Annotated in this window: 20 protein-coding genes; 5 read left to right on the plus strand and 15 right to left on the minus strand. The window is 73.2% G+C overall.

The window, feature by feature from the left end; all coding sequences use genetic code 11:
* The first annotated feature begins 44 nt into the window (after nt 1-44).
* On the plus strand, nt 45-509 hold the full coding sequence (yiaA, locus tag RYN42_RS05525) for an inner membrane protein YiaA (protein ID WP_315094426.1): 465 nt from the start codon (nt 45-47) through the stop codon (nt 507-509).
* Between the two features lie 12 nt (nt 510-521).
* Here yiaA and RYN42_RS05530 read toward each other — a convergent pair whose 3' ends face one another.
* The gene (locus RYN42_RS05530; RefSeq protein ID WP_315094427.1) at nt 522-2,207 is read right to left on the minus strand and encodes a glycoside hydrolase family 9 protein; all 1,686 of its coding nucleotides are present in this window, start codon (nt 2,205-2,207) and stop codon (nt 522-524) included.
* 27 nt (nt 2,208-2,234) lie between these two features.
* Nucleotides 2,235-3,272 carry an aldo/keto reductase gene (locus RYN42_RS05535; RefSeq protein ID WP_315094429.1) on the minus strand — a complete coding sequence of 346 codons (1,038 nt, stop codon included), beginning with the start codon at nt 3,270-3,272 and terminating at the stop codon, nt 2,235-2,237.
* Between the two features lie 99 nt (nt 3,273-3,371).
* On the opposite strand from RYN42_RS05535, the gene RYN42_RS05540 reads away from it, so the two are divergent.
* Nucleotides 3,372-3,938: a helix-turn-helix domain-containing protein gene (locus RYN42_RS05540; RefSeq protein WP_315094431.1), complete on the plus strand. Its 567-nt coding sequence runs from the start codon at nt 3,372-3,374 to the stop codon at nt 3,936-3,938.
* A gap of 17 nt (nt 3,939-3,955) precedes the next feature.
* Here RYN42_RS05540 and RYN42_RS05545 read toward each other — a convergent pair whose 3' ends face one another.
* The 5 genes from RYN42_RS05545 to RYN42_RS05565 all read right to left on the minus strand — a co-directional run bounded on the left by RYN42_RS05545 (nt 3,956) and on the right by RYN42_RS05565 (nt 10,833).
* Nucleotides 3,956-5,566: an endo-1,4-beta-xylanase gene (locus RYN42_RS05545; protein WP_315094433.1), complete on the minus strand. Its 1,611-nt coding sequence runs from the start codon at nt 5,564-5,566 to the stop codon at nt 3,956-3,958.
* A gap of 127 nt (nt 5,567-5,693) precedes the next feature.
* Nucleotides 5,694-6,536 carry an SMP-30/gluconolactonase/LRE family protein gene (locus RYN42_RS05550; protein ID WP_315094435.1) on the minus strand — a complete coding sequence of 281 codons (843 nt, stop codon included), beginning with the start codon at nt 6,534-6,536 and terminating at the stop codon, nt 5,694-5,696.
* A 22-nt stretch (nt 6,537-6,558) separates the two neighbouring features.
* Entirely contained in the window at nt 6,559-7,050 is a 492-nt protein-coding gene (locus RYN42_RS05555) for an SMI1/KNR4 family protein (RefSeq protein ID WP_315094436.1), read from the minus strand.
* Nucleotides 7,047-9,485, minus strand: a complete 2,439-nt coding sequence (locus tag RYN42_RS05560) for a hypothetical protein (RefSeq protein ID WP_315094439.1) — start codon at nt 9,483-9,485, stop codon at nt 7,047-7,049. The genes RYN42_RS05555 and RYN42_RS05560 overlap by 4 nt, the downstream gene beginning before the upstream one ends.
* Nucleotides 9,486-9,567: 82 nt before the next feature.
* Nucleotides 9,568-10,833: an MFS transporter gene (locus RYN42_RS05565; protein WP_315094440.1), complete on the minus strand. Its 1,266-nt coding sequence runs from the start codon at nt 10,831-10,833 to the stop codon at nt 9,568-9,570.
* 64 nt (nt 10,834-10,897) lie between these two features.
* Here RYN42_RS05565 and RYN42_RS05570 point away from each other — a divergent pair, with 64 nt between their 5' ends.
* Complete coding sequence (locus RYN42_RS05570) at nt 10,898-11,446, plus strand: TetR family transcriptional regulator (protein WP_315094441.1); 549 nt, start codon at nt 10,898-10,900, stop codon at nt 11,444-11,446.
* Between the two features lie 8 nt (nt 11,447-11,454).
* Here RYN42_RS05570 and RYN42_RS05575 read toward each other — a convergent pair whose 3' ends face one another.
* From RYN42_RS05575 to RYN42_RS05605, 7 genes are all read right to left on the minus strand, one after another.
* Nucleotides 11,455-12,759, minus strand: a complete 1,305-nt coding sequence (locus RYN42_RS05575) for a wax ester/triacylglycerol synthase domain-containing protein (protein WP_315094443.1) — start codon at nt 12,757-12,759, stop codon at nt 11,455-11,457.
* Between the two features lie 82 nt (nt 12,760-12,841).
* Nucleotides 12,842-13,213, minus strand: coding sequence for a hypothetical protein (locus tag RYN42_RS05580; RefSeq protein WP_315094444.1), 372 nt, complete (start codon nt 13,211-13,213; stop codon nt 12,842-12,844).
* 73 nt (nt 13,214-13,286) lie between these two features.
* Nucleotides 13,287-14,705, minus strand: coding sequence for a cellulase family glycosylhydrolase (locus RYN42_RS05585; protein ID WP_315094446.1), 1,419 nt, complete (start codon nt 14,703-14,705; stop codon nt 13,287-13,289).
* 140 nt (nt 14,706-14,845) lie between these two features.
* Complete coding sequence (locus RYN42_RS05590; protein WP_315094448.1) at nt 14,846-16,150, minus strand: MFS transporter; 1,305 nt, start codon at nt 16,148-16,150, stop codon at nt 14,846-14,848.
* The gene (locus RYN42_RS05595) at nt 16,147-16,575 is read right to left on the minus strand and encodes a hypothetical protein (protein WP_315094449.1); all 429 of its coding nucleotides are present in this window, start codon (nt 16,573-16,575) and stop codon (nt 16,147-16,149) included. Before RYN42_RS05595 ends, RYN42_RS05590 begins: the two co-directional genes overlap by 4 nt.
* 51 nt (nt 16,576-16,626) lie before the next feature.
* A complete protein-coding gene (locus tag RYN42_RS05600) occupies nt 16,627-17,118 on the minus strand; it encodes a hypothetical protein (RefSeq protein ID WP_315094451.1) in 492 nt (163 codons plus the stop codon).
* Nucleotides 17,119-17,173: 55 nt separating this feature from the next.
* Nucleotides 17,174-19,699: a hypothetical protein gene (locus RYN42_RS05605; protein WP_315094453.1), complete on the minus strand. Its 2,526-nt coding sequence runs from the start codon at nt 19,697-19,699 to the stop codon at nt 17,174-17,176.
* A 154-nt stretch (nt 19,700-19,853) separates the two neighbouring features.
* Here RYN42_RS05605 and RYN42_RS05610 point away from each other — a divergent pair, with 154 nt between their 5' ends.
* Nucleotides 19,854-20,552 carry an LmeA family phospholipid-binding protein gene (locus RYN42_RS05610; protein ID WP_315094455.1) on the plus strand — a complete coding sequence of 233 codons (699 nt, stop codon included), beginning with the start codon at nt 19,854-19,856 and terminating at the stop codon, nt 20,550-20,552.
* 31 nt (nt 20,553-20,583) lie between these two features.
* On the opposite strand, the gene RYN42_RS05615 is transcribed toward RYN42_RS05610, so the two are convergent.
* Nucleotides 20,584-21,474 carry an arginase family protein gene (locus tag RYN42_RS05615; protein ID WP_315094456.1) on the minus strand — a complete coding sequence of 297 codons (891 nt, stop codon included), beginning with the start codon at nt 21,472-21,474 and terminating at the stop codon, nt 20,584-20,586.
* A gap of 248 nt (nt 21,475-21,722) precedes the next feature.
* Here RYN42_RS05615 and RYN42_RS05620 point away from each other — a divergent pair, with 248 nt between their 5' ends.
* Nucleotides 21,723-22,691 carry a hypothetical protein gene (locus RYN42_RS05620; RefSeq protein WP_315094458.1) on the plus strand — a complete coding sequence of 323 codons (969 nt, stop codon included), beginning with the start codon at nt 21,723-21,725 and terminating at the stop codon, nt 22,689-22,691.
* Nucleotides 22,692-22,704: the final 13 nt, after the last annotated feature.

Here is a 22,704-nt window from a genome sequence, read left to right on the forward strand (position 1 = left end):
CCGCGGCTGGCATGATGCCGGCACCACGACCTCCGGAGCGTCCCATGTCGCAGCACCCCGTCCCGGCCCGCCCGACCGCTGCCTTCGTCGGCGCGTCCTGGCTCGCCCTCGTCATCGCCGTCAGCGCCTTCGGCATCGGGCTGTGGAACGCACAGATGGACCCGTCGGAGAAGGGCTTCCTGGGCACGACGCTGCTGCTCGGGCTGTTCTCCGCGATCGCCCTGCAGAAGTCGGTCCGCGACCGCGCCGAGGGTGTCCCGGTCACGGCGATCTTCCTCGGGCTGTCCTGGAGCATGGTGCTCGTGTCGCTCGTGCTCGTCACGGCGGGACTGTCCGACGCGCCGCTGGAGCTGTCGGAGAAGGGCTTCTTCGGTCTGGGCTTCACGATGGCCCTGTTCTCCGTGGTCGCGGTCCAGAAGAACGTCCGCGACCTGGCCGCAGCCGGTCCGGCACCCGCGCCGACGACGAAGCCCGCCGAGCCGGACGTCCACGCGACCGTCTGGCAGTAGCCGCGACGGGCGTCACGCCCCCAGGAACGTGGCGACCCACACCAGGGGAGCGTTCCACCGGATGCAGACGTCGTTGGTGACCTCCGACGTGGGCTCGTCGAGGTAGCAGAGCTGCGGCGCGAGCCCGAGCAGGCGGGGGTCGTAGGGGAAGTCCGGCGCCGGCACGGAGTTCGCCCCACCGGCCAGGGCGCCCGGCGGGGGCGGCGGCATCGCCGGGTCGAGGTCGTGGCCGAACTGCCGTGTCCGCTGGTGGTGGCTGTGGTCGGTGCCGTAGCCGGTGACGTAGCTCTGGCCCAGCGCGTTGCGGCCCAGCAGGTAGTCGGTCCCCGTCGCGACGGCGTCGCGGTAGGCCGCGGTGCCGGTGACCAGGTGGGCCACCCCGAGCACCACGAGGTTGTTGAGGACCCGTCCGTTCGACCCCCAGGCCCACCCGTCGGCGGGCGCGTACGGCTGCCCCCACGGCTGGCGCGACTGCAGGTCGAGCAGGCCGTCGGCGGCCCGGCGCAGGCCGTCCACCACCCGGGCGTGGTCCTCGAGCCGGCCTCCGTGCAGCGCCAGGTCGAGACGGGCGGGCGCGCTGACGTGGTCGACGTCGAAGCCCGCGGCGCGGAACGGGTCGGTGGCGTGCGCGGTGCAGTCGAGCAGGTGCTCCTCGTACACGCGCTCGCCGGTGGCCAGCCAGAGCTCGGTGGCCGCCCAGACGACGTCGTCGCTCGTGTCGTCGTCGCCGTACGGACCGCCGCCGTAGCGCGCGTGGTCGTCGGGCGGGAGCAGGTCCGGGTGGCGGCGGGCCGCGGCGTAGGCGGTGCGGGCGGCGGCGAGCAACCGGGCCGCGTAGGCGGGATCGTGCCTGCGCAGGTGCCGCGCACCCGCCGCGGCGGCCGCGGCGAGCTGGAGGGTGGCGGTGGTCGAGGGCCGGTGCAGGACGCGTTCGGTGGGGTCGAGGTGCGGCCAGCCGGGCAGCGGTGACCAGGTCACACCGTGCAGCTTGTGGAACGCGAGACCGGCCAGCGGTCGCCCGGGGGCCACCTGCATGCGCAGCAGCCAGTCGAGCTGCCAGCGGCACTCGGCGGCGACGGCGTCGACCCTCGGGTCCTGCGGCGCCAGGACGTCGAGCGTGGCGAGCAGCTGCCACACGGCGAGCGCGCCGCTCGTCGTGTACTTGCCGTAGTCGCCGGCGTCGTACCAGCCGCCCGACACGTCGTAGGTGCCGTCGTCGTGCCAGCCCGGGTAGAGGCGCTGCGCGTCCGGTCCCGTCCACGCCCGGACCGCGACGTCCCCGGCGTGACCGGCCGGGCGCTCGTAGCCGGGGACGTCGACCGGCGCCCCGGACCGCAGGAGCGTGAAGAACCGCAGGGCGTCCGCGGCGAGGTCCGCGTGCAGCCGGTCGGCCACCCGGAACGGGTGGCTGACGTGGTCGGCCGTGCGGACGCGGAACGTCCCCTCGGGCAGGCCTGCGAGGTCGAGGACGTGCACCGGCAGGCCGGAGGTCGGCTCCGGCCGGACCGGCCACGGCTCCGACAGCCGGTCCAGGACGACGGACCCGTCGTCGCGCGCCACCGTGAACGCCACCGGACCGACCTCGGGCGAGACGAGGGTGGCCGCCATCGGCCCGCCGACCAGGTAGCCCAGCTGGTTGACCCGCACGGCCGGTCGGCGCGCAAGGACCTCGTCGACGGACCACCTCGGCCAGCTCACCCGCCGCAGGATACGGCGAACTGCCCGTCAGGCGGCGGCACGCTGGTCGACGGGCCGCCTGCGCAGGCTCGGGTCGCTGATCGCGGGGGGCACGTACGCCTGGTCGAGGGGGCTGACGTCCGTGCCGGGCGGCACGATCTGGTCGATCCGGTCGAGCACGTCGTCGGACAGGGTCACCTCGAGGCCGGCCAGCACGTCGTCCAGCTGGGCCATGGTGTGCGGACCGACCAGGGCGCTGGTCACCGCCGGGTGCGAGGTGGCGAACGCCATCGCCAGGTGCGTCAGCGGCAGGCCGGCCTCGGCAGCGAGGGCGACCAGCTGCTCGACGGCGTCCAGGCGTCGCTCGTCGCTGAAGGCCCGGAACATGCCCGCGCGGACCAGGTCGGTCGGCTGCCCCTTGCGGATGCGGCCGGTGAGCATGCCCTGCCCGAGCGGCCCCCACACGAGCACCCCCATCCCGTACCGCTGCGCGGCGGGGAGCACCTCTGCCTCGATGCCGCGGTTGAGGATCGAGTACGGCGGCTGCTCGGTGCGGAACCGCTGCAGGCCGCGGCGCTCGGCCACCCACTGCGCCTCGACGAGGTCGGAGGCGGGCGTCGTCGAGGAGCCGATGGCGCGCACCTTGCCGCTGCGAACCAGGTCGGTGAGCGCCGACAGGGTCTCCTCGGTGTCCGTCGAGGGGTCCGGGCGCTGGACCTGGTAGAGGTCGATGTGGTCCGTCTGCAGCCGGCGCAGCGAGCCCTCGACCGCGGACATGATCCAGCGCCGGGAGGTGCCGCGCTGGTTCGGGTCGTCGGACATGGGCAGGCCCAGCTTCGTCGCGAGCACGACGCTGTCCCGGCGTCCCTTGAGCGCCTTGCCGACGACGACCTCGGAGGCCCCCTGCGGGGCGCGCGAGTAGGCGTCGGCCGTGTCGACCAGGTTGATCCCGGCGTCGAGGGCCTTGTGGACGATGCGGATCGAGTCGTCGTGGTCGGGGTTGCCGATGGCGGCGCCGAGCATGAGCGTCCCGAGGGCGTAGGGGCTGACCTGGATGCCTGTCCGTCCGAGGGTGCGGTAGCGCATGGCTGTTCTCCTGACCGTGGGAAGGGGTACTGTCGCGGAAGCGGAACGCGATTCCGCTACCGTAGCGGAATGACATTCCGTTTAGCAACAGGGAGATGCATGTCCGACGACGCCGCACCGCGCCGGCTGCGCGCCGACGCCGCGCGCAACCTGGACGCCCTCCTCGACGCGGCGGAGGTCGTCTTCGGGCGCTCGGGGGTGGACGCGCCCGCGAAGGAGATCACCGACCTGGCCGGGGTCGGCGTCGGGACCCTCTACCGGCACTTCCCGCAGCGCTCGGACCTGGTCAAGGCGGTGTTCGAGCACGAGATCGACGCGTGTGCCGACGCCGGCCTCGCCCTGAGCGCCGAGCACGAGCCGGCCGAGGCGCTCACCCGGTGGATCGACCGCCTGACCGAGCTCTTGGCCACCAAGCGGGGTCTCGCCGCGGCGCTGCACTCCGGCGACCCCGCGTTCGACGCCCTGCCCGGCTACGTGATGTCACGCCTCGAGCCGGCGTTGGGCGCGCTGCTCGATGCCGCCGCTGCGGACCGCGCGATCCGGTCCGACGTCCGCCCGACGGAGCTGCTGTACGCCGTCTCGTTGCTCTCCCAGCCGGTGCGCGACACCGGCGCCGGGTTCAACCGGCGCATGGTCGCCCTCCTGGTCGACGGGCTCCGGGCGTAGCCGGCGGGTCGTCGCGGTCAGTCGAGCCGGTCCGGGTCGACCAGACCCCAGTACGCAGGCTTGGCCTGCAGGTCACCGTCGAACAGCAGCGGCGCCTCGAACGGGCGCTCCGTCGGCCACGTCCGCAACCAGCTGCGCGAGTCGTACAGGCCCCACACGCTCAGCGAGGACACCGCGTCCGGGTGCCGCCGGAAAGCCGCCAGGAGGTCCCGGTAGTAGAGGCCCTGGTCCTCGAGGCGCTCGGGCGGCGTCGAGGCGAGCACCTCGTCGGGCTCGGAGATCGCGACGTCGAGCTCGGTGACCGCCTGCCGCACGCCGAGGTCCTCGAAGGCCGCGATCGTGTCCTCGATCCGGGAGACGGGCACGCCCAGGTCGACGTGCAGCTGGTGGCCGACCCCGTCGACCGGGACGCCGTCGTCGAGCAGCCGTTGCACGACGGCCGCCATCGCCCGCCGCTTGCCCGGGTTCTCGGTGTCGTAGTCGTTGAGGTAGAGGACCGTGTCCGGCCCGAACGCGTCGCGCGCGATCCGGAACGCCTGCGCGACGTAGTCCGGCCCGAGCACCGCGTACCACTGGTTCCGCCGCAGCCCGTCGTCCTGCTCCGGGTCGATCGCCTCGTTCACCACGTCCCACGTCCGCACGGGGTTCTCCTCGCCGTACCGCTCCCGCAGGTGCGCCGCGACGGTCCGGACGTGCGTCTCCAGGCGTCCGAGCAGCAGCGCCCGGTCCTCCGTGCTGTCCCCGAGCTCGCGGCCGTCGGGCGCGCGGAAGAACCAGTCGGGCGTCGACCGGTGCCAGACGAGCGTGTGGCCGTGCACGGCGAGGCCGTGCTCGACGGCGACGTCGAGCACCTCGTCGGCACCCTCGAACGTGAACTCGCCCTCCCGCGGCTGCAGGCTGGCGGGCTTGAGCGCGTTCTCCGGCGTGATCATCGAGAAGTGCCGCGTGAGCAGCTCGGCCGGCGCACCGGTCAGGTCCTGGCGCCCGACGGCGGTCCCGACGGGGAAGTCGTCGGCGAGGGCCTCGCGCAGCGCGGGGACGTCGGCCTGCACCTCAAGTGCCTCCTTGGTCACGGTGACGTCGTCGAGGAGGAAGTCGGCGAGCGTGCCCGTCGACTCGACGTACAGCTCGGGGTGCTGCGAGCCCGCCGGGAGCGTGTAGGCGGTGCGGAGCTCGACCCACTCGTCGGGGCCGACGGTCGCCTGGGCGAGGCGGTCGTGCACGCGCTCGCCGTCGACGTCACGGCGGACCGTCAGCCGGAGCTCGTCCGGATCGGCGCCGGGGGCGAGCCGCACCCACGCCGACAGGGTGTGCTCGGTGCCCGGAGCGAGGACCCCGGCGACGTCGACCACCGCACCGTTCCACGTCTCGGTGCGCGCGCTCGTCAGCAGGCTGGCGGCACCGGAGCGGGCGACCGCGTCGCTGGCCGCGACCTGAGCGGTGCCGAGGCCGGCCCAGCCGTCCGTGCCGTCCTCGAACTCGCTGGACAGCACTGTACTGACCCGTTCCGACGCTGCGGTCGCCTCCGGGGCAGGCGCGGGGTCACGAGCGAGCGGTCCGGCCAGGAGCACGACCACGAGGACGAGCGCGGCGGCCGCCAGGACCAGCGCAGGGATGAGGCGTCGCACGACGGCACGGCTCCCCCCGGTCGGTGGCACGTCGGTCGGCCCACGGTAGGCAGACGCACGCGGCCCGGGGCAAGCCGGTGGACACCTGCTGAGCGTGGCACCGTGACGCACCGCACAGGACGGTCGGTCAGCCGCCGTACGGGAGCACCGCGCGGCCGGGCACGTCGACCCGGGCCTGGAACACGGCCCCCGCCGCCGGCTCCGGGTCGTCGAGGTCCTCGCGCGACGTGGTGATGAACAGGTCTCTGCCGTCGTCGCCCCCGAGGGTGCAGGCGGTGGTGAGGCGCACCGGCACGGAGATCTCCGTGAGGACCTCCGCGTCGGGCGAGTAGCACCGCAGCCGCCCGGCACCGTTGAGCGCCACCCAGACGTTGCCCGCGGAGTCGACGCACAGACCGTCCGGCCTGCCGGGGTCGCCGTCGTGGAAGGGCCGGCGGTCGGTCAGCGCGGCGCCGTCGACCGCGAGGACGTCCGTGCGGCCGGTGGCGGTGTCGTCGTAGTACGCGCGGGTGCCGTCGGGGGAGAAGTCGATGCCGTTGGAGACCGTCACGCCGGGCAGCACGACGGTCACCTCGCCGGCGGGGGTGATCCGGTAGAGCGCGGCGGCGCCCGGCGTCTTGTCGTACGCCATCGAGCCCGCGAAGAGGTTTCCGTCCGCGTCGCAGCCGCCCTCGTTCATCCGCACGCCCGGGTCCGCCCACAGCTCCGGGCGGGGGACCGGCACGTCGTCGGGACCGTCGGCCAGCGCGATGCCGCGCTCGAGCCCGACGACGTACCCGGCGACGGCACGCGGCCGGACGAACGCCGCGACCGTGCCCACGTGCAGCCGGTCGACCGTGCCGTCGCCGCGCAGGGTGAGCAGGTCGCCCGCGAGCATGTCGACCCAGCGCAGGCCACCCCACGCCGCCGACCAGCACGGGCCCTCCCCGTGGTAGGCCAGCGGGTCGGTCAGCTGCTCGGCGCGCGTCATCAGTCGATCGTCGCCGAGCGGCTCAGTGTTCGCCGCCCAGACGGGGCTCGTCGAAGAAGGAGACGCCGTCGGCGACGCGGCGCAGGACGTCAGCGAGGTCGGCCCCGGCGAACCGGGCCCAGGAGACGCCCAGCGCGGACCATGCCACCCAGTACACGGCCCAGGCGCCGCGCCCGAGGCTGTCCTGCGGGTCGTAGAAGTAGAGGGCGCCGCCGCCGTCGTCGCCGAGCGTCACCATGCCCGGGAACGCGTCCCGGAAGCGTCCGTCGGCGTTGCGCCGGACCAGGTCGTCGACGGGGGCGATCGTCACGCTGCTCTCCGGACCGGAGAGCTCGCCGCCGTCGCTGGCCAGCAGGAGCTCGCGGTGCTCGGCGGGCAGGGCGACGCCGAGAGCGTCCTCCACCGACGCGAGCGTGGCCGGGTCGGCCGGCGGCGAGCCCTCCCACGCACCGGCGGGCCGCGCGTCCCAGTCGTCGGGGGACAGCGACTCCAGCCAGCTCAGCAACGCGCTCACGGCACCCACGTCCCGAACCACCTGACCAGCTCCTCCGCCGTGCGACCCGAGTTCCGGTACAGGGTGCCGAAGTAGGCGTCGTTCACGGCCTCCGACTCGGCGATGAACCGCTCCGGCACACCGGCCGCCTCCAGATCCTTGCGCATGAGCGCCCTCTCGTCCGCGTAGGTCCTGCTGGCAAGCTTGCCGCTGCGGGCGTCCTGGAGGTCCGTGACGATTCGGTGCGGCGACCCGGCCGAGCTGTCCCGCAGGAGGATCGCCCGCGCCTCCTTGTAGACGTACCCCGGGACCCCGGTCTCGAGGGCCCACTGGCCCTGGATCCCGTGGTGCGACTGGAAGAAGCTGCGCGTCCCGTGGTCACGACCGTGCTCGCGGTACGGGCGGATGTCGTACTCGAGCACCTCCGGCAACCGGCCGGCCTTTCCACCTGGCGCGCGGCTGTACACCCACCGGCCCTCGGCGTTCAGCGCGACGGACGCCCCCGCGGGCAGCTTCGCCCCGGAGACGATGGCCCGGTTGAGGAAGTCCTGCAGGACGCCGCCCGGCGGCACACCGTCGTCGAGCGCCTCGATGGCCGGCCCGAGCGCGTCCCGACGGCGGTAGAAGTACTCGCGCAGTCCCGGGTGGTCGCCCGCGACGCCGAGGCGCTGGATGATGCCGTCGAGCCGCGTCAGGTCGGCGGCGAGCAGCTGGTTCGCCGGGGGCAGGCACGGGCTGGCGCAGAGCGTGAGGATGCGCCGTGTCGCGTCGCTGAGACCCGCCAGCCGCTGCCGGACGCCGGTCACGTCGAGGATCGGGCGGGTCTCCGCGCTGAGCCCGCGCTCCCAGGGACTCAGTCCGCGCGACGCCTCCAGTGGCGCACGCTCGGCCGCCGACGCCTCGCGCATCGCCAGCCGCATCGCCTCCGCCTCGCTGACCGCGCGCTCGGCGCGGATGACCGCGGCGCGGGCGCGGAGCGTCGAGACGCCCTTGGCGATGCCCATGGTGACGAGCGTGACCAGGATCTGCAGGCCGCCCGCCATCAGGACGCGCGCGAGCCGCGCGGTCGCCTTCTCCAGGTCGAGCACCGTGCGGGCCGCCATCACGTCGGACAGGGCCAGGCCCAGCTCACCGAGCTGGGAGACGACGTCGACGCCGAGCTGGAAGAGCAGGTACACGTCGACCGCGACGTTGACGAACGGGATCATCTGCAGGACGACGATCACCGCCAGGCTCTTGAGGATGTCCGGCCCGCTGGCGAGCAGGGCCTGGAACGCCTCACCGCCCGCGTCGCCGAGCCAGCCCGCCTCCCACATCCAGCGCAGCGACGTCACGACCTTGTCGCCGTCCCCGAGCCCGCCGACCAGCCCGTCGGCCGTGCCCAGGGCATCGGCGAACATGCCGGCGCCGACGTCCCAGCCGGCGAGGACGCTCAGCAGCCCGACGAGAGCCGCGAAGGTCCCGTTGACCAGGGCGGCGTCGCCGAGGCCGAGCGCGTCCTGCTGGAGCGCCTGGAGCTCCTCCTCGGACATGGCGGCCCGTTCGCGCGCCCGCGCCGGCAGGTCGCGCAGCACCTGCTGCTTGTGCTCCACGAAGTCCTGGTAGTCGAGGTAGCGCGGCACGTAGCTGCCGTCCGCCACCGAGTCGGCGACCATGTCCGTCATCTGCTCCCAGGCCACCGCGAACGCCGCGTAGAACCGGAACTGGGCCAGGCGGACCGTCGACCGGGCGAAGTCGCCGGTGGCGTTCCCCGCGGGGAGCCGGACGTGGGTGACGGCGAGCCGGAACTCACGCAAGGCGCCGACCTCCGCCAGTGCGAGGGGCAGCCCCTTGTCGACGAGGCGCGGGGGCAGCGTGCCCGCCTCGGCCGCGAGTGCGCTGTGCCGCTGCGCCGACTCGGCGAGCACGAGCGCCGGGTCGGTGCCCAGCGTGAGGGCGGCGTGCACGCGTCCGGACCACGTCAGGGGGAAGCCCTTCGGGGTGGCGGCGAGGGCGAGGTCGGCGCCCGGACCGAGCGCGCTGAGCGTGTCCATCTCGGTCGTCGCCAGCTGGTAGGCCTCACCGATGAAGTCGTCGAGCTGGAGCTGCGTCTCGAAGCGGGGGTGCGCGCGGAACCGCAGCAGGAGCCCTGTCCGGCTCGCGAACGCCCGGAGGTACAGGTCGGAGTCCTGGGAGGCGTCGGCGTCGACCGCGTCGAGCTCGTCCTCGAGCTGGGCGACGAGCTCCGGGGTGCCCTCCAGGTCGTCCTGCCGCTGCACGGTGGGGCGTGGCGCCGCGGCGACGAGCTGCTGGACCGCGCGGTTCCCCGCCGACCGCTGCAGGCGCAGGAGGAGGTGTGCCGGGCTCCCCGGCGCCACCGGCCGGCTCTGCCCGGCGCTGCGCGGGTCGGTGGTCCGCTCGGCCGAGACCGCTCGCGCGGGCTCGTCGGCGGCGTGGCTGCTCTGCTCCACGGGCACCCCCGGTCACCGCGGGAAGGCGGGCGCAGTGTCCGCCCGACGCCCTCAGTATGGCCGCCCTGGCGCCGGTCGGCGCCGACCGTCAGGTACCGGTGACGGGCGCTGCCGCCGGACCGCTCGGTGCTGCGACCTCGTTGCCGTCGGCCCGCGGCGCCCCGGCGACCAGCACGCGGCCCACCACGGCGACGACGACACCCGCCGCCACGACGGCGAGCAGCGCGACCCGCAGGCTCGACGCGTCGGCGACGAGCCCCACCAGCATCGGTGACACCAGGAAGCCGACGCGCAGCAGCCAGCTCACGACCGTCAGCCCGACGCCCGCGGGCAGGCCGGGCAGCTCGTCGGCGGTGTGCATCACGGCGGGGATGAGCGTCGCGACGCCCAGCCCCGCCAGCGCGAAGCCGACGAGGGTGGTGGCCAGCGACGGCACACCGAGCGCGAGGCCCATGCCGAGCGCGATCGCGAAGCCTCCGGTGCGGGCCACGCGGCGCTGCCCGAAGCGGTCCACGACGCGGTCGCCGGTGAGCCGGCCCACCGTCATGGCGACCTGCAGCGCGACGAACGCCAGGCCCGCGGCGGCGGCCCCGACGCTGACCTCGCCCCGCAGGTAGAGCGCGCCCCACGACGAGCCCGCGTCCTCGACGAACGCCCCGCACGCGGCCAGGACGCCGAGGGTGGCGAGCAGCAGGACGGTCGGCCGGGCCACCTGGCGCAGCGACCGGGATCCCGGCACCGGTTCGGCGTCGGCGACGTCGCCCGTCCGCTCGGCGTCCTCCGGACCGCGCAGCAGGAACCGGTAGGCGAGCACGGCGACCACGGCGAACACGACGCCCGACGTGGTCAGGTGGGCGCCCAGCGGCACCTCGAGCCCGGCCGCCGCCGCGCCGAGCAGCCCGCCCAGCACGGCACCGACGCTCCACAGGCCGTGGAAGGCGTTGACGATGGACCGCCCGTACAGGCGCTGGACGCGGAAGCCGTGCGCGTTCTGCGCCACGTCGATGATCGCGTCGAGCGCGCCGGCCACGAAGAAGAGGCCCGCCAGCAGTGCCCAGCCGCCCGCGAGCGGCACGGCCGCCACCGACACCGCCAGAGCGACCAGCCCGAAGGACGCGACCGCCGCCGACCCGAGCCGCTGGATCAGCAGCGGCGCCAGCAGGCCCGCGGCCAGCGCGCCGAGCGGCATGGCGGCGATGGCGGTGCCGAGCTCGGTGTTGCTCAGGTCGAGCCGGTCCTTCACCTCCGGCAGGCGCGGGACGAGGTTGGCGTAGAGGACCGCGTTGACGAGGAACACCGCCGAGACGGCGGACCGGGCGCGGCGTGCGGCCGGGGGAACGGCGGGGATGGTCATGGTGCTCCGAGGTGGTCGCGGCGGGTTGTGGTCAATCGTACATACCATCTGTACGATTGAACACATGCCCAGGCCACGACGGCACGACCCCGACCGGCGGCAGCGTCTCCTGGACGCGTGCCTCGACGTCATCGGCGAGGTCGGCGTGGCGGGGGCGTCCACCCGGCGCATCGCGGCCGCCGCCGACGTGCCGCTCGGCTCGGTGACCTACCACTTCGACGGCGTCGACGCCCTCCTGCTCGAGGCGTTCGAGCAGTTCGCCCACCGCGTGAGCGGCCGGTTCGAGGAGTACCTGGCCGGCGCCCCGGACGTCGACGCGGCGCGGCGGGCGGTGGTCGACCTCATCACCGTGGACGTGCTGGCCGACCCCGGCGAGCTGGTCCTCACGCACGAGCTGTACACGCTCGCCGCGCGCGACCCGCGATACCGGCGGCTCACGCACGAGTGGATGGCCCGCAGCCGGCACGCGCTGGAGCGGCACTTCGACCCGGAGACCGCCCGGCTGCTGGACGCGCTCATCGAGGGCCTGTCCATCCACCGCGCCCTGGACACCGAGCCGCACGACCCGGACGAGGTGGTGCACGCCGTCGACCGCCTCACCCGGCCCGCCTGACGCGCAGGTCACACGGCGGTGAGCCGCTCCAGCTCGGCCCGCAGGTCCGCCGCCAGGGTGTCGGGGTCCGGGACGACCTCGGGGTCGGCGATCACACTGACGACCAACGTCCCCGCGTAGGACAGCGCCGCGAACGCGACGCCCACGTTCCCCGCGGTCCCCGTGATCGGGATGACGCGCAGGACCGGGGCGCCGGCCAGGGTCAGGCGCTCTGCGGGTCCGCGCAGGTTGGTGAGGAACGAGTTGACGAGGCGCTGCCGGTCGACCACCCACCGGAAGAGCCCGACCGCGGCGAGCAGACGGAAGGCCGGACCCACCAGTGCGGCGGACGCACCCCGCGTGCGCGTCTTGCGGACCCGCGTGCTGCGGGCGACCTGCGAGAGGCGCTCGGGCAGCCCACCCGTGACGGGCACCCGGACGGGCATCACGCCGACCCGGTTGCCCAGGTCCGCGCTGGTGGTCGAGGTGCGCGCCGAGACGGGGACCGAGACCACCAGCTCCTCGACCTGCTCGCCGCGCCTGCCCAGCGCGCCGGCCATCGCCGCGGTCAGCGCGACCAGCAGCACGTCGTTGACGGTGGCGCCGTGGCGTCGTCCGGCCGATCGCACCGCGTCCAGGTCCACCTCGACGGTGGCGACCTGCCGACGTGGCCCGGTCGGTGCGTTCCACGAGCACCGCGGTGCCCTGCGGTCACCGTCGCGGCGGCCGAGCTCGACCCGGCCGCCGCGCAGTCGGGCCACCGCTGACGGGGCTCTCCGCAGCCCGCGGACCCGTTCCCGCGTCGAGTCGCGCAGGAGGTCGAGGGCGTGCGGTGCAGGACGCGGAGCATCCGGCGTCCCGGTCGGCCCGTCGCCGTCGACGAGGCGGGCGAGCATGGCGAGACCCCCGATGCCGTCGGCCAACACGTGGTGCAGCACCATCACCAGCGCCACCCGGCCGCCCGCCAGGTCGGTGATCACGACGGCGCGCCACAGTGGTCGCGCCCGAGACAGCGGCCGGGTGACGGCGTCGACGGCGATCCGGAGCAGGGCGTCGTCGTCGCCGGCGCCAGGACACCGCACCCGCGACACGTGTGCGGCGACGTCGAAGCCGGGATCGTCCACCCAGTACGGCCTGCCCAGCCCCCACGGCGGCGTGACGAGGCGCTGCCGCAGCCGCGGGACGGTCGTGATCCGCTGGGCGAGCGCCGCCTCGATCTGCGCGGCTCCCACGTCGGTCCCGCCGTCGACGACCAGCACGGCGCCGACGTTCATCGGCACCGGGCCGACGTCCGTCGCCAGCTCGACCAGGTCACCGGGGCTGATGCGCTCCACCCCGGATCGTCTCGAGGCGGAGCTGCTGGGGATCACTGTCGTCACTGTGCCGTGACGGCGGCGGGTCAGGAAGAGGCGAAGGTCACGGACCGTCCAGCCACCGCGCCGCGGCCTCGAAGGTGTCGGTGGGCGTTCCGTTGAAGGCGATCGCGGCGTCCGCGGCGTGCCGGTGCACCAGGTTGAGGACGCGCTCGAACAGGTCGAGCTGGTCCTCGGGCTTGCGGATGCCACCGCCGACGACGACGACCTCCCACGACCGACGCCCCAGCGCCTCGGTGACGACCGCCTCGATGTCGTCGCTGCCGTCGAGCCCGAGCAGGCAGGTCTCGACGCCGACCCCCGCCTCGGCGAACCGGGCCAGGCCGGCGGCCGTCGCCCGCGCCACGGGCTCGGGGTCCCACGGCCCGGGCACCCGGTAGGGGTCGAGACCGATCACCAGGACGCGTGGCTCCATGCACCCATCCTCGGGCAAGGCCCCGCGCGCCGCCCCCCGGGGGTGGGGCGGCGCGCGGGACGGGAGCAGGCGGTCAGCTGGTCGGGAAGCTGTCCGCCGTCACGATCCGGCTGCGGACGAACTGACCGGACTGGGAGAGCTGCGAGGTGCCGTAGCTCGAGCCGGCGCAGGTGCCCGGTCGGAAGGCGGCGCTGCTCTCGTTCGCGTCCGAGTACGTCCAGTTGACGTGGCTGATCTTCAACGAGTCGAGCAGGGCGAGCCACGCCGTCGAGCTGGTGATGTCGACGGTGCCACCGCCGGTGGCGCTCGTCGTGCCCCACTCGGACACGAAGATCGGCAGCCGGCTCGCCGCGTTGCGCACCTCCGCGCGGTAGTTGTCCAGGTGCGACGCCGCGTAGAAGTGGAACGTGTACATGATGTTCGAGAACGACAGCGGGTTGGCCACGATCTCGGCCGAGCTGGACCCGTTCGAGACGCCGAGCGAGGACCAGCCGCGGGTGCCGACCAGGATCACCGCGTCGGGGTCCAGGTTCCGGATGATCGGGATGACCTGGTTGGCGTAGGTGCGGATCTGCTCCCAGGAGACGCCGTTCGGCTCGTTGGCGATCTCGTAGATCACGTTCTTCTTCGCCGCGTTGCGCGCCGCGACGTTGCGGAAGAACGTCTTCGCGTTCTCGAGGTTGACGTTGGGGTCGCCCGGCGTGAGCGTGTGGAAGTCGATGATCGAGTACATGCCGCGCGACTCGGCCTGGTCGACCAGGTCGTTCACCCGTGCCGTGAAGCCACTCGGGTTGGTGGTGTAGCCGTCCTCGTTCACGTACATCGCGATCCGCAGGACGTCGGCCTTCCAGTCGGTGGCCAGCGTGTTCAGCGAGGTCGTGTTGTAGCAGGACGGGAACCACTGCAGGCCGTGCGTGCTGACCCCGCGCAGCTGGATCGGCTTGCCGTACTGGTTGCACAGGTTCACCCCGCAGACGCGCAGCTGGCCGTTGATGGCCAGCGGCGTGGTGCCGGTGGGCGGCGGGGGCGTGGTGGTGGTCGTCGGGGTGGGTGTGGGGGTCGGCGTCGGGGTGGCCGTGGCCGAGCCCGTGCAGGTCACGCCGTTCACGGTGAACTGGGTAGGCACGGCGTTGGCGCCGCCCCACGAGCCGTTGAAGCCGAAGCTCGCGGTGCCGCCGGTGCGGACGGAGCCGTTGTAGCCCATGCTCCGCACGGTGACCGCGCTGCCCGACTGGGTGGCGGTCCCGTTCCAGGCCTGCGTGATCCGCTGACCGGACGGGAACGTCCAGCCGACCGTCCAGCTGTCGAGGGGATCCCCGAGGTTGGTGAGCGTGACGTTGGCGCCGAAGCCCTCGCCCCACTGGTTGGTGACCGCGTAGTCGACCTTGCAGCCGGCCGCGGCCTGCGCCGAGGAGACGGCGACGGCGCCGACCCCCGTCATCGTCAGCAGGGCCGCGGACAGCCACGCGGTCACCCTGGAGCGCTGTGCCATGGGACTCCTCGTCGTCGAGTGGGCGGGGGTCGCCCGTCTGGAGTCGAGGGTGGGACACGCGGCGTCTTTACCGCTAGAGACGCGGAGCGACGTAAACGTTTCAGGACGGGTCGATCCCCCGCCTCCGGTGCTCCGCGCGCTCAGGACACCGGAGCCCGGGTGTGGTCGTCGCCGAGCCGCGCCGGCCGCATGCCGGTCGCGGCCGACACGGCGGCGACGACCACCAGCGTCGACCCCGCCACGACGAGGGCGGAGCCGTAGCCGGCCGCGTCGCCGAGCAGACCGCCCAGCGGCGCGGCGACGACGATGACCGCTCGGTTGGCCGACCGCCTGGTGGCGTTGGTCCGACCCTGCAGCCGGTCGGGGGTCGCGGTCTGCCAGTACGCCATCTCGTTGGCGTTCTCGGCGCCCATGCACAGCCCGAGCAGCAGCTGCCCGAGCGCGAAGACGGCCCATGCCCGCCCGCCGCCCCACGTGCCGTCGACCGGGCCACCAGGTACGAGCAACGCCGCCGCGGCCATCACCACCCAGGCCGTCCCGGTGCCCAGACGTGCGGCGATGATGACGTGCCCGGCGCCCCACCGGTCGCCGAGCCGGACCGCGACGGAGGAGCCGACGAGCGCCCCGACCCCGGCGACCGCCAACGCCAGGCCCAGCGTGGCCGGGCTCAGGTGGAGGGTCCGCAGCGCGAAGGCCGTCATCACCGCACCCGCCACGGCCGAGCAGGCGAACCACGCGTGGGTCGAGAGCGCGAGCGGGCGCAGGGTCGGGTGGCGGTAGATCCACCGGAGCCCCTCGCCGATCTCCGGGCCGATGTCGCGAACGCGGCGCTCGGCAGCGCCGCGCGGCTCGTCCACCCGCACGGTCGCCATGAGGACGGCGGAGGCGAGGTAGCTGACGGCATCCACGACCACGGCGACGGGCGCTCCCAGCAGCTGCACGAGACCGCCGGCGACGGCCGGCCCGCTCGCCTGTGCCACGGCGTCCGACTGGTCCAGGCGGGCGTGCGCAGGTCCGAGCAGCCGCGCCGGGACGAGCCGCGGGACGAACGACTGGAACGCCGCGTCACCGACCAGGGTGCACAGGCCGAAGACCGCCATGAGCACCCCCAGCCACCCGACCGTCAGCGACCCGGCCGCCGTCAGGACGGGGATCGCCGAGAGCGCCACGGCGCTGAGCAGGTCGGTCGCGACGAGCAGGGGTCGGCGCCGCACGCGGTCGACGAGCACCCCGGCGAGCAGCCCGAACAGCAGGTACGGCACCCATCGGGCCGCGTTGACCAGCCCGACGTCCACGGCGTCGCCGGCCAGGACGTCGACGACCAGCACCTGGATCGCCAGGACGGTGACGTAGCTGCCGAACGCCGACGTGGTCGACGCCGTCCACAGGCGGGCGAAGCCGCGCGAGTCGCGCAGCGTCGCCGGTGCCGGACCGTGGGACGTCACCGGTACTCGACGACCACCTTGAACGGGTGCGGGGCGTCGAGCGGGGCCGGCCGGCGCTCGTCGACCGAGAAGCACACGGAGTACAGCGCGTAGAAGTCCTCGAACGGGGCGTCGTCGGCCTCGAACGAGAAGTCGAGCACGACGTCGCACCCCTGCTGCCGCGCCGCGCCCGCGACGTCGACGCCGCCGAGCGACCACGTACCCTCGCCGCGCAGCAAGGCGCCGAGCAGCCGCACCGCACGGTCCACGACCGCGTCGAGCGAGCCCAGCACCAGGTTCGCCAGACGCAGGGCGGCCTCGTCGGGACCGGCCGCCGTGCCCCGGACCAGCACCTCGACGTCGTCGGGCAGCACGACGAGCCAGTCGTCCGTCACCGAGCCGTCGAGCTCGGTGGCCCGTCGCAGGTGCGTGCTCTCGATGGTCACGGCAGGCCCTTCGGTCGACGTCGCGGACACCGTACCGGCGACCGGGCGGGCTCAGTCCCCGGCTGCGCGCAGGAACGTGTCGCGGAAGCCGTCCGCGTCGAGCTCGAACCGGCCGACGGTGACGCCGCCGGAGTGGGTGAGGAACATCTCGACGGACTCCAGGTACGCGCGGTAGTGCTCGGTCGACGTGGTCCGGATGCTCAGCGACGTGACCGCGACGTCGGTCATCGCCGCGATGGTCGCGTTCTCCGCCCAGCGCCCGGCCTTGACGTCGTCGAGCGTCCGACCGAGCCGGGCCACCGACTCCAGCCCCGTCTCGAAGAGTCTCCGCTCGCGGAACGTGTAGACCTCGAGAACGCTGTCGGCCGCACCGGGGACCTTGGTGCGCAGCTCCAGCGTGGTCCACCGACCGTCGATGCCGTCGTAGTAGAAGTCGCCGTCGGAGTCGAGGTCCCCGCTCTCCCACAGTGCCGGCCAGAAGCTCTCGGCGTCCGGGTGCGGCACGTCGGGCGCCACGACCACGAGCTCGGTGTACAGCAGCATCTGCCACCCTCCTTCGAACGCCGTCGGCACGAGCCGGCCGGCACGGTGAGCCCGCCTAGAGGGCGAGGTCGATCTTGCCCCAGACGGGGATGTGCGCCAGCTGCGACGCGTCGATGGCGCGGATCCCGAGGTCGTGCTTGAACCGCGCCTTGTACAGCCGCTGCAGCTCGTCGCGCTGAGAGTTGGTGAGCGGCTTCTCGTGCACGAGCGTGATGTCGAGGTCGCGTTCCTTGAAGTCGGTGATCAGCTGGCCGAACTTGTCCTTCTTGCCCGGGTTGAACGTCGCGCCGGTGACCCGGGAGCCGGTCGCGAACCCGGTGGTACCGGTGCGACCCTTCGACGCCAGCCAGTCCTTGATCAGCTGCTGCGCCTCGGCGAACTCGTCGGGCGTCATGCCGTGCGGCACCGTCGGGACCTCGATGCGCGCCGCCGCCAGCCGCGCGAGCTCGCCCTCCTTGAGCGTCGGGTTCGCCGCCCGGAGCTCCGCGACGAGCTCGACGTTGTGCTTCTGCGACGCGACCTGCGACTCCACCGCGGAGATCGCGGCCTGCCGCTTGGCGGCGTCCGTGATGGTCCCCGCCTTGGCCAGCTGCGCCTCGAACGCGGCGAGCTCCTCGGGCGTGAACTTGGCGCGCAGCGCGGCCAGCTCCGACTCGAAGACGGCGGCGTCCGCGTCCGTGAACAGCTTCGCCGCCTCGTCGTCGATCTTGGTCAGCGACTCCTTCGGCAGGTCGGTCTTCGCGCCCTTGAACGCGTCGTAGGACCGGCGCAGCGAGCGGAACGTGTCCGGCAGGCGGAGCACGAGCTTGCCGATGCCGTACGCGGCGATGAGGGTCTGCGTGACGTCCCACGCCTGGAGGAACTGCTTGCCCTCCGGCGACTTCGCGATGTCGGAGCGGAACGAGTTGATGACGATGGCCGCGGCCGCCACCGTGGTGTCGAGCACGGCGATCACCTTGGCCAGGCGCGACGCCTTCGTCAGCAGCCCCGCGCCGCCGGCGAACAGCAGCCCGACGTCGACGGCCAGGTGCAGCTCGCGGCTGAACTGCTCGTTCTTGAACGAGATGAGCGACGCGGCGGGCATGTACATCGTCTCGCCCTCGACCGCGTTGGCGAAGTCCTCGTCCATGAAGAAGTGCACGCCGATGATCTCGTCGGGCTCGAGCACCTGGTCGGCTGTCTTCATGCCGAACGGGCCCGCGTTGATCCAGTAGGCGACGCGGATCTTGCCCTCGTCGGTGTACTCGACCGTCTCGTAGTAGAACCGCTTGTTGTAGGTCGCCTTGATGATCCCCGGGTCTGCCCAGGGGAAGATCTTCGCCGCCTGCATCTGGCGCAGCGCCGCCTCGGGATCCATGGCCGCGAACACGATCGACCGCAGCACCGCGTAGAACTGCTTGTTCTCCGCCCCGTCGAGGACGCTCTCGAGCTTCTTCAGCAGGCCGGACTCGTTGGCCTTGAGCTCCGCACCGAGCGCCTTGACGTCGGAGGACGGCGTCGAGGTGAGGAGCCGCAGGATGCTCTGCTCGTCCTCGTCTCCCACCGAGAAGCCGTCGGCGAGCTGGCGGACCAGTGTCATCCGGTCCGCCAGGCTCAGGTAGAACATGGCCCGGGCAGGCATCGCCGCGACGAGCGAGTCGACGTCCCAGGTCCCCGCGGCGGCGGCCTTCATCACGTCGGCGATCTCGCCCGGCGCCGCCGTCTTGGCGGCCACGAACTCGTCGACGGCCGTCTCGAGCGCGTCCAGCGAGGCTGCCGTCCCGCCGCCCTGGCTCAGGTAGTTCTCGACGTCGGCGTCGGACAGGGCCTGGATCTTCGCGGCGACCTTGGCCAGCCGGCCGTACATGGCCGGGGTGATGACGACTCCGCCGGCCCGGGTGCGGATGACCAGCCCGACCTTCGCCGGGAGGTTCTGCACGAAGGCACGCTGCGCCAGGACCTCGCTCTGGATCTGCAGCCACAGCTCACGCCGGCCCGTCTGCTCCTGCGTGATCTTCGTCCCGGCCGGGGTGTCGGTGGCCTGGTAGTAGCGGCGGTCGATCTCGTCCAGGAGCGCCTGCTTCTCGCCACCCGCGGGCATCCTCGCGAACGCCTCGGCCCGGTCCGACGTGCCCGAGATCGCCCCGTCGCCCTCGACCGCCAGCCCGAGCGGCTCGGCGGTCGCCTTCGAGCGGGCCGCCCGCAGGGTGCTGGGCAGCACCAGGACGCGCACCGGGCTGTCCGACGCGGCGTACTGCTCCTTGACGTTGCGCCACCGGGTGCCGGTGAGCCCGAGCTGCGCGTTCGTCGTGGCGATGAACTGGTCGCGCGTCTGCGGCGTGGAGAAGTGGATCGCGATGGGCACGCGGTCGTTGCCGTCGCGCTGCACGACGACGCCGCCGGCGCTGGTTGCGGGCGCTCGCACCAGGCGCGCCACGACGCGGTTGCCGGCGAGCCGCTGCCAGGACCGCAAGGCCCCGGCGTCCACCGGGACGGGACGGCCCCCGCCGGGCGGTTCCGGCAGCCGGCGCTCCGCAGGACGCACCACCGGCCGCTGCGCACCGGCAGGATCGGGAGCGGCGACGTGTCCCGGACGCGGCATCGGCGGCTCCCCCCACGGACGCAGATCCTCCAGGGTGCTGCCCGGGCACGGTCGTCGGCGCGGTCTTCGGGGGCAGGTCCGGGACAAGCGGGTCTGCCCGTTCGGGCACGTGTGCCACCGTGCGACTGCGGCTGCATCAGGCACGCTGTCCCTCATGAACCCGCGGCTGCGCGACGGACTCCTCGGGGCGGCGGTCGCCGTCCTCGTGCTGGTGCTCGCCGTGGGCATCTTCGTGTGGTCGATCAGCGACCCGGCGGGGGGCGGCGCAGCGGCGTCCTCGGCGCCGGTGCCGGGCCCGAGCACCGGAGGAACGGTCGCGCCCCCCTCCGACCTCGACCCCGCGGAGATGTGGCTCGACGACCTGGTGCTCGACGCGGGCCTCGTCGTCCTGCCCGACTCGACCCTGAGGGACGTCACGGTCACCGCCCAGGGCGCACGCACCGGGCCTGACGGGCTCGTCGCGACGGCCATGGTCGTCGACGCCACGGTGCCGTTCGAGGTCGTGGCGGCGCAGATCGGTCAGGACGCGGTGGTGCGGTCGGGCGGTGCGTCGGTGGCGGTCGTGGAGCGCACGGTCGAGATCGCCGGCCGCAGCTTCGACGTCGTCGCGTCGGGCGAGGTCGACGTCGTCGGCGGGCGGCTCGTCGTGGAGCCGACCACGATCGACATCGGCGGGCCGTCGTTCCTGGCCGGGTTGATCGGGTCGGTCGTGCGGGGGCTCGTCACCATCGAGCACGAGGTCGAGGGCCTCCCGGAGGGGCTGGTCCTGCAGGACGTCGACGTCCGGGACGACGGGTTCCGTGCGCACCTGCGCGGCGACGACGTCCGCATCGTCTTCCCGGCCGCATCGTAGGGCCCGCAGCCCCCGGTGCGTGACCCCGCGGTCACCCCCTCGTCGGGTGGTTCAGACCTGCGGCGACGCAGCCCACGAGCCTGCGAGCGATCGACCCGTCGTCGTCGAGCCGCGGGTTGAAGATGGTGACCTCCAGCCCCACGGCGTGCCCGCTGCCGACGGCGACCCGGAGAGCTGCCTCGAGCTCGTCCCAGGCGAGACCGCCCGGCATCCGGTAGTCGACCGCGGGCATGACGGCGTCGTCCAGGACGTCGCAGTCGACGTGGACCCAGAAGCCGTCGATCCCGTCCCGCGTCAGGTGCGCGACGGCATCCTCCGCGGCCCGCTGCATCCCGCGCGCACGCACCTCGGCCAGGTCGATCACCCGGATTGGGGTGCCCTCGATGCGCCGGCTCCCGTACTCCTCGGCCTCCTGCGCATCCCGGCGGCCGAGGTGCACCACGTCGTCGTCGCGCACCAACGGGCCGCGTCCGTCGAGGTCGGTCACGATGCGGGGGCCGCGTCCGGTGACCAGGGCCAGGTCCATGGACGCAGCCTCGCCGTTCGGCTCCGCCTCCGGTTGGTAGAAGTCAGCGTGGGCGTCGACGAACAGCAGCCCGTGACGCCCCCGCCCGCGCAGGGCCAGCATCGAGCCCAGCACGATCGAGCAGTCGCCACCGAGGACGACCGGGAGGTCGCCGGCGTCGAGCACCGCGGACACCGCCTCAGCCAGGTCGTGGGCGTAGTCCCGCAGACCGGTGGGGTTGAGCAGCCCCGTGACCGGGTCCCGCGCGGGGTCGTACGGCGGAGGCTCCACACGCCCCGCTCGACGCGCCCCGATCGCCTCGGCCAGCCCGGCACCGAGGAGGGCCTCGGGAAGGTGCTCGACGCCCCGCGGGAAGAGCCCCAGCACGGACGGCGCCTCGACGATGGCGTACACCATGAACCCATCGTGCTCCGGGTGTTCGATGCCGGCCAGCCCGAACGGCCTCGCACGCATTTCTTCGCCGTGACCGGAACCGTTCGTACGTTTCCGCACGAGTCATCGGGATTTCGGCATGGCCACCAACGGGTGAATGTGCGCAGGTGGGCTCCGGAACAGGACGTTCGCCCTTGTCGCTGCGGGAATGCCGCCCATACTCTCCGCACGCAGGGCCGCCTGGCCCCCGAGTCCTTCCCCTGGAGCTGACCATGTTCCGACGCGCCTCCAGAACCACCCTCGCCGCGGGCGCCCTCGCCGTGAGCGCCCTGCTCATCGCCGGTGCGACCAGCGCCGCCTCCGCACCAACGATCGTCACGACGGTGTCCGGCAGCGTCGTCGTGAACGGCTCCGGGGGGCCGGCGACCGGCAGCACCCTCAAGGTCTTCACGCAGCTCGGGAATGGCGACGACCTCTACGAGGCGGACGTCCACAACGTCGTCGTCGGCGGAGACGGCACGTACTCGCTGAACCTGGCGTACGCGACGAACTATTACGTCGAGTTCGAACCCGGTGCGGTGTGGCAGTCGGCGTCCACTTCGGCCACTCCCTACAGCACGGCGTACATTCCGGACTACAGCTTCTTCGGGGCCGTTCCGGGAAAGCCGGTGACCTGTTCGGTCGACGCCGTGCCCTCCGCGTCCTGGACCAAGGCTCAGCACCCCACCTACGGCCCGTACTGGGTCGGCGCGTACTCGTCCGTCGACTGCGACAGCCAGGACGTGACGTACAACCCGACGTACCGGTTCTTCAGCCCGACGTTCAGCAACGCGCACTTCTTCACCAACAACGGCATCGAGTCGTGGAACATCCGCAACACCGATCCGAACTGGGTCTACGAGAGCATCGCCTTCTACACCGTGAGACCGAGCGACGACGGCACGTGCGCCGCAGGCATCCCGGTGTTCCGGTTCCACTCGTCGCTGGTGCAGGAGCACTTCTTCACCAACAGCGCGGCGGAGAAGGCCCACCTCATCGCCACCGACCCCACCTGGGCCTACGAGGGCGTCGCGTACTGCGCCTTCGCGGACGCCCAGCCGGGGACGACGGCGCTGTACCGGTTCTGGTCGTCGGAGTTCGGCAAGCACTTCTTCACGGCGAGCGCGGCCGAGAAGGACCACATCATCGCCACCGACAGCCGATGGGCCTACGAGGGCATCGCGTACTACGTCACCCGCTGAGACGGACGCACCG

The organism is uncultured Cellulomonas sp. (assembly GCF_963527515.1).
GTDB lineage: Bacteria > Actinomycetota > Actinomycetes > Actinomycetales > Cellulomonadaceae > Cellulomonas.